The 3,149-nt window shown below is 31.9% G+C and carries 2 protein-coding genes and 2 pseudogenes; all 4 read left to right on the top strand.

Translation table 11 applies throughout. From position 1 onward, the window contains the following. Positions 1 to 223 (top strand): annotated as a pseudogene (locus OZD62_RS01535) (hypothetical protein); the annotation flags it as partial. Between the two features lie 280 nt (positions 224 to 503). Next, positions 504 to 1,733 (top strand): lipoprotein-releasing ABC transporter permease subunit, encoded by a 1,230-nt coding sequence (locus tag OZD62_RS01530; protein ID WP_070357005.1) that lies wholly within the window; start codon positions 504 to 506, stop codon positions 1,731 to 1,733. Then, complete coding sequence (locus OZD62_RS01525; RefSeq protein WP_038199598.1) at positions 1,726 to 2,457, top strand: hypothetical protein; 732 nt, start codon at positions 1,726 to 1,728, stop codon at positions 2,455 to 2,457. Before OZD62_RS01530 ends, OZD62_RS01525 begins: the two co-directional genes overlap by 8 nt. Then, positions 2,454 to 3,149 (top strand): annotated as a pseudogene (locus tag OZD62_RS01520) (heme biosynthesis protein HemY); the annotation flags it as partial. The gene OZD62_RS01525 and the pseudogene OZD62_RS01520, both read left to right, overlap by 4 nt.

The raw sequence follows: 3,149 nt of genomic DNA, 5'->3' as shown, positions 1-3,149 counted from the left end.
TGTTGCACAAGTGAATATAGATGTGGAGAAAAAAACTAGGCCATCACCAAAAGTTGCTTCCCAATCTCGCTTATTTCCAATGAGGGATGAAATATCTCAGATGAATCCCTTATCAGCAAAATCTGATCCGAGACCTCATGTTAGCAAAAATGCTCTTCTCACAGATGTAAATGTAAAGCAACTAGTTGTACAATTTGAAAATTATGGAAGGAAAGAATTATAACTTATTGAATAAACCCAATAATATTCTTGATTTTTTCTATGTTATAAAAGCACAAGCTCTCCACTTGAAATAGTTGAATTTCAGATAGGAGAGCATTTATCTGATAATGATATAGTGAGGTTGGATGATGTATATGGAAGATTTTGAAATTCTAATGTTAAAGATACTCTATAAGTCTGCTAAATTTAAGGAAGCAAAAATCTCTAGTTTTTAAATAAAGAAAAGTCTACAATTATACGAAGTTTCAAAAATATAATGTCTAACCTCAAAATATTTTGTAATGTCCATTGCCTTTGAAATTACTATGGCTGCTTGCTATTTGCGAGCAAGAAATGCCAGATTTTGCTCTATAATGACTTTGTTCTCTATTATCGGCATTGCCCTTGGAGTTGCAACACTAATAGTGGTGATGTCTGTGATGAACGGATTCAGAGCAAAGTTGCTTGACTCAATACTTGGCATTGATGGCCATATTAACGTTTATTTTGATAGGAACATAAATTCAGATTACTACGCAGTTTCAAAATCTATTGAGAGAATTCCTGGTATATTAAAAGCTACTCCTATGACCAATGATCAAGTTATTATTGTAGCAAATGGTAAAATTGCAGGTAGCGTAGTGCGAGGTGTGTCAACTAAAGATTTGCTTGATAGTACTGCCGTTACAAATAATGTAATTATAGGTGATGTAAAAAAATTTGATGAAGGGATAATAATAGGAGCACGCTTAGCAGAAGTTTTGAACATTGACTATGGCGACGAAATTACGTTTATATCATCTGAAGAATTTGATGCATTACTTGGTGAAATGCCGCGAATGAAAAAATATAAAGTTATAGCAATATTTGATATGGGTATGTTTGAGTATGATAATACCTTGATATATATGCCTCTAAAATCAGCACAAGCCTTTTTTAATTATAAAAATAGCATAAAAAATATAGAAGTACTTGTAGACGACGTTACTAGAGCTGATAAGCTGGCAGATGCTATAGAAAAAGAAATAGGAATGGAAGCTGAAAGTTGGCAATCACAGCAAAGCCATTATTTTAGTGCTTTAAAAACTGAAAGAAATGTGATGTTTTTAATTCTCACTTTGATTATAGTTGTAGCAGCGTTTAATATTATCTCAAATTTAATGATGATAGTGCAAGAAAAGAAATCCGCGATTGCAATTATGCGTACATTTGGTGCAACAAGTGGAAGCATTATGCGTATATTTTGCGCTTGTGGTCTATTAATCGGTTTTACGGGAACTTGTCTTGGCTGTATTATAGGTGTCGTTTTTTCTCTCAATATCGAAAGCATTAGAGTGTTTTTAGAAAACATTACTAACGTCAAGCTGTTTGATCCTATGATATACTTTTTTTCAAGTTTGCCAGTGATATTAGTACCCCAAGACGTAGTAAATATTTCTGCACTTGCGTTACTCTTATCATTTTTAGCGACAATTGCTCCTGCGTTGCAGGCAGCTGCACAAGATCCTGCGGAGATACTACGTTATGAATGATACTCAGCAAAAGTACATAGGTTGGTTCTTAATTGTATTGTTATTTACCGGTTACATCACAATAAATAACATAATCTTTTTAAAAATAAATCAGCAAGAGAGTGAAAACAATGTGAAAGCTTTAACGGAAAACATGGATGAATTTAGAATGTTGCTTGAAGTTAATCAATCTAGAATAGAAAAAAAGATATTTGACCTCAAGAGAAGTCAGCATACTCAATGTGAGCAAGGTGATAATAACTCAAGATGTAAGAACCTTGCAAAATTGCTATTACTTGTGGTTAAAATGAAGAATTCGTTATTGCGAGAAGCAAAATTTGATAACCATATAAATTCAATAAAGCCTTTGATATCAGAGCTTGACGATCCAGAGATAGAAAATGCAGTAGATGAATTAGAAAATTTGAAAGAGATAAATACCTTACACGAATTGAAGTTATCTTTTGAAAAAACTATTGATACTATCGATTACAACAAAAGTACATTGTCTAAAAAAATCATTTCAAACTGGATAAAGGTAGACGACCGAAATGATCCATTAAGAGTAAAATTCGCAGAAATTGAGGAGTCAATAAATGATAATGATTGGCAAAATATAACTGTTACAGTAAGCAATTTAACGCATTCAGAATTCAAGCTATGGCTGAATAAATTGAATGGTTTTATTGTAGCTTCTAAGAATATTTCAACAATATATCATCACTTATTACAATATATCTCATGATTTATTTTATAATTTTCGCTTTTTCGTTTTTATTTGGTATATGGGTCAAGGTAAGTGGTGAAGTAATAAAATTGGAATTAGGCAATTACACTATAAGTATTGATCTATATTTCATTATTTTTACTTGTGTAGTTTTATTATTTTTATTAATTACACTTGTACGCTTTTTTTCCTCCATTTCATCAACATTTGCCAACATAAGAAATAGAAGAAGGGATAGGGAAGAATTGCTTCTCTTTGAAGCTTTCTTTAGCATAGACTTAGACAATATAGAGAATGCCCAAAAGCTAGTTAAAAGTCTGAGTGAGGAGAGCGATAGGTTGTCTTTAATAAAGCTCTTTAACTCAGGTAAGACGGGAAATTACAGCTTTTTCAGTAACGGTTTAACAAATATTGCAAATAAAAATCGTAACTTAGCTCTACTTCTAGCCAATAAGCTGATTGTCCACCTCAAACAAGAAAAAGTAGTCTTTCAAAAATTTATAGAATATTGCTCTAGTTCAATTAACGATAAAATGCTATCTATTCCCTTTCAAATAGAGCATTGCATATTGAAAGAAGATTGGATTAATGCAATTTTGAGGTTGAAGGAAGCAGTTAAGTCCAATATTTTTCTCCCCTTTGATCATAAAGAAATGTTTGCAGTGTTTTATTGCGCTTTAGCAAAGCAATATGAAAGTAAAGGAAATTTT

The organism is Wolbachia endosymbiont of Drosophila seguyi, assembly GCF_028981765.1.
In the GTDB taxonomy this organism is placed as follows: domain Bacteria; phylum Pseudomonadota; class Alphaproteobacteria; order Rickettsiales; family Anaplasmataceae; genus Wolbachia; species Wolbachia pipientis.
The sequence above is the reverse complement of the archived record's forward strand: the minus strand, read 5'-3'. Positions and strand labels throughout refer to the sequence as shown.